At 70.2% G+C, this 3,858-nt stretch carries 3 protein-coding genes and 1 pseudogene; all 4 read right to left on the bottom strand.

Annotated elements, in window-relative coordinates; all coding sequences use genetic code 11:
* Window positions 1-165, bottom strand: a pseudogene (locus tag G6017_RS16815) (cysteine desulfurase NifS); the annotation flags it as partial.
* 93 nt (window positions 166-258) lie between these two features.
* Window positions 259-1,209, bottom strand: coding sequence for an electron transfer flavoprotein subunit alpha/FixB family protein (locus G6017_RS10675; protein ID WP_179525537.1), 951 nt, complete (start codon window positions 1,207-1,209; stop codon window positions 259-261).
* 51 nt (window positions 1,210-1,260) lie between these two features.
* A complete protein-coding gene (locus tag G6017_RS10670) occupies window positions 1,261-2,046 on the bottom strand; it encodes an electron transfer flavoprotein subunit beta/FixA family protein (protein ID WP_179525538.1) in 786 nt (261 codons plus the stop codon).
* Window positions 2,047-2,168: 122 nt separating this feature from the next.
* A complete protein-coding gene (locus tag G6017_RS10665) occupies window positions 2,169-3,800 on the bottom strand; it encodes an AMP-binding protein (RefSeq protein WP_182610337.1) in 1,632 nt (543 codons plus the stop codon).
* Window positions 3,801-3,858: the final 58 nt, after the last annotated feature.

The raw sequence follows: 3,858 nt of genomic DNA, 5'->3' as shown, positions 1-3,858 counted from the left end.
CTCGCGGGCCTCCTCCACCCGGCGACGGGCGCGGCGGCCGGCTCCGTGGAGGGACGAGGCGTTACCGACGGTGGCGGCCGCCTCGGCGTAGGCGGCCAGGGCCGACGGGCGCATCGGGGTGGTCGCGGCGTGGTCGAGATAGTGCGCGGTGCGGATCGTGAGCATGACGTCGGCAAGAATACGCCCGAACGCGCCGGACCCCGGCACCGCAGGGGTGCCGGGGTCCGGTCGGTACTGCCGGGCGCTGTCGCGCCGAACTCACTTACGGGCGTTGATGGCCTCGGTGAGCTGCGGGGCGACGTTGAACAGATCGCCGACGACGCCGTAGTCCGCGATCTCGAAGATCGGGGCCTCCTCGTCCTTGTTCACGGCGACGATCGTCTTGGACGTCTGCATCCCGGCGCGGTGCTGGATGGCGCCCGAGATCCCCAGGGCGATGTACAGCTGCGGCGACACGGTCTTGCCGGTCTGACCCACCTGGAACTGACCCGGGTAGTACCCCGAGTCGACGGCGGCGCGCGAGGCACCGACCGCACCCTTGAGCGAGTCGGCCAACGGCTCGACGACCTCTTCGAACTTCTCCGCCGAACCCACGCCACGACCACCGGCGACGACGACGGTCGCCTCGGTGAGCTCGGGACGGTCGCCACCGACGATCGGGTTGCGGGAGATGACCCTGGCGGCGTTCTCGGGCTCGGGGACGTCGACCTCGACGACCTCACCGGCCCCGGCGGACGGCGACGCCTCGACGGCGCCCGGGCGCAGGGTGTAGATGGGCGTGTCGCCGGCGACGGTCGCCTCGACGGTGAACGCGCCACCGAAGATCGAGTGGACCGCGGACCCGTCGGACTTGATCTCGACGACGTCACACAGGGTGCCGGAACCGGTACGGGCCGCGAGGCGACCCGCCACCTCCTTGCCCTCGAACGTGGCGGCCAGGACGATCGCCGCCGCGCCCTGCTCGGCGAGCCCGGCGAGGACGTCGACCTTGGGCGTGACGAGGTAGTTCTGGACCGCGTCGCCCTCGGCCACGTAGATCTTCTCCGCGCCGGCCTCCTTGAGGGCGTCGGTGAGCGCTGCGGCGGTGCCGGTCTCACCGAACACGACGGCGGACGGCTCACCGAGCGCGCGTGCGGCGGTCAGCAGTTCGAGGGTGACCTTCTTGAGTTCGCCGTCGACGTGCTCGACCGCGACGAGGACTTCAGCCATGGTGGATTCTCCTTGAAAAAGACTGGTGGGAGTCGGTCGGGGTGAGCGCGATCAGATGAGCTTCTGCGCGACGAGGTACTTGGCGACCTCGTTGCCGCCCTCGCCCTCGTCGGTGAACTTCTCACCGGCGCTGCGCGGCGGCTTGGGGACCGACGACGTGACGGTGGTCGCCGCGTTGTCCTTGCCCACCTGGCCGGCCTCGACGTTGGTGTCGGCCAGCGTCAGGACCTCGACCGGCTTCTTCTTGGCGGCCATGATGCCCTTGAAGGAGGGGAACCGCGGCTCGTTGATCTTCTCTCCGACCGACACGACGCAGGGCAGCGACGCCTCGATCTCGAAGATGCCCTCGTCGGTCTCCCGCTCACCCTTGATGGTCCCGCCGGAGACCTCGAGGGTGCGCATGTGGGTGACCTGCGGCAGGCCCAGGTACTCGGCGATGATGGCCGGGACGCTGCCCATGCGGCCGTCGGTGGCCTCGTTGCCACAGATGACCAGCTCGGTGCCCTCGATGGTGCCCAGCACGTTGGCGATGGCCCACGCGGTCTGGACGACGTCCGAGCCGTGGAGCGCCTCGTCGTTGAGGTGGACGGCCTTGTCGGCGCCCATCGACAGGGCCTTGCGGATCGCCTCGGTGGCGCGGTCGGGACCGGCGGTCAGGACGGTCACCTCGCCCCCCTCGGCCTCCTTGATCTGGAGAGCCTGCTCAACGGCCTTCTCATTGATCTCATCGAGGACCGCGTCCGCGGCCTCGCGGTCCAGGGTGAAGTCCCCATCGGAGAGCTTGCGCTCCGAGTAGGTGTCCGGAACCTGCTTGATCAGTACGACGATGTTCGTCATGGGCCTGCGTCGACCTCCTGCGAGTCGGGGCTGGGTGCGATCCGAACTGGCCGGGCGCACCGGATTGTGGTCCTGGGGACAACAATAACGTCACCCGGGCCCACCCTGCAGGAGCGGGGCCGTCAGTTGATGCGCTTGTCCCACCCCGACCACGCGGCGTCACGGAGTTCGTTCTTGCGGACCTTGCCGGTCGAGGTGCGCGGCAGGGCCTCGGTGAGCTCCACCGCACCGGGCACCTTGTACCGGGCGATCCTGGTCCGGCAATGATCGATCACACCGTCCTCGTCGAGGTCGGAACCGGGTTTCACCACGACGTACGCCTTCGGACGCTCACCCCACTTCTCGTCGGGCATCGAGACCACGGCGCAGTCCACCACGTCGGGGTGCGCCGCGATCGCCTGTTCGACCTCGATCGTGGAGATGTTCTCGCCGCCGGAGACCACCACGTCCTTGGCGCGGTCGAGCAGCTGCACGTACCCGTCCGGGTGCATCACGCCGAGGTCGCCCGAGTGGAACCAACCCCCGGCGAACGCGGTCGCCGTGGCCTCGGGGTCGGCGAAGTACCCCTTCATCACGCCGTTGCCCGTCATGACGACCTCGCCCATCGTCACGCCGTCGGCCGGGACGTCGACGAGGTGCTTCTCGCCGGGGCTGGTCCGCTCGACCACCCGGACCGTGTCGGCGTGGATCATGGCCACGCCCTGACGGGACTTGAGACCCGCACGCTCGTCCGGGTCCAGGTCCGCCCAGTCGGGCTGGGGCGTACACACCGTGAACGGCCCGTAGGTCTCGGTGAGCCCGTACACCTGCGTCACGTCGATGCCCAGGTCCTCGAAGCGTCGCAGGATCGTGGGCGAGGGCGGGGCGCCGGCGGTGACCATGCGGATCCCCGTCACCGGCCGGGCCGCCGGGTCGTCGGCGATCGTGCTCAACACCGCCGGGGCGCCGGCGAGGCGGTTGATCCCCTCGTCGTCGAACAGTCTCCAGATCTCATCGCCCCGGACGGCGCGCAGACACACGTGGGTGCCCATCGCGCCGGTCAGGGCCCACGTCGTGCACCACCCGTTGCAGTGGAACATCGGGAGCGTCCACAGGTAGCGCGAGTCCGAGTCCAGTCCCTGGGTGATGATCTCCCCGAGCGCGTTGAGGTAGGCACCGCGGTGGGTGTACATGACGCCCTTCGGGCGCCCCGTCGTGCCCGAGGTGTAGTTGACGGCAATCACGGCGTCCTCGTCCTCCACCGCCCAGGACACCGGTTGCGGGGAGGCCAGTGCCAGGCCCTCCTCCAGCGCCTCGGCGCGGGGACCGAAGCGGGCCGGGTCCGGCTGGGTGCCGTCGGCGTCGGGGGTCACCAGGATCAGACTGATCGACTCCGGGACCTCGTCCCCCAGCCCGGCCAGGAGACCGGCGTCGGCGATGAGCACCGAGATCCCGGCGTGCTCGGTGATGTACGCGACCTCCGGGGCCGCGAGGCGGGTGTTGAGGGCGACCACCGCCCCGCCGGCGAGCGGGACCGCGAACTGTGCGAGCAGCGCCTCGGCGGAGTTGGGCGCGAGCACCCCGACGCGGTCGCCCCGGGCGACCCCGCGCATCCGCAGGAGTGAGGCCAGCCGCGTGGCGCGATCGGCGAACTCCGCGTAGCTCTGGCGGCGGGGGCCGTCCACCACCGCGGTCGCCTCGGGGAACACACGAGCGGCCTTCTCCAGGAAGCTCAGCGGGGTGAGAGCGGTGTCGAGTCCTGAGCTGGCTGTCATCGCGGATGGTCCGCCTCTCGTGAAGTGTCGAACTGGTCGCGGGTGGTCACGGTCACGG

The sequence above is a fragment of the Dietzia sp. B44 genome (assembly GCF_014145245.1).
Lineage (GTDB): Bacteria > Actinomycetota > Actinomycetes > Mycobacteriales > Mycobacteriaceae > Dietzia > Dietzia natronolimnaea.
Note: the sequence above shows the minus strand (reverse complement) of the source record. Positions and strands in the feature narration are given on the sequence as shown.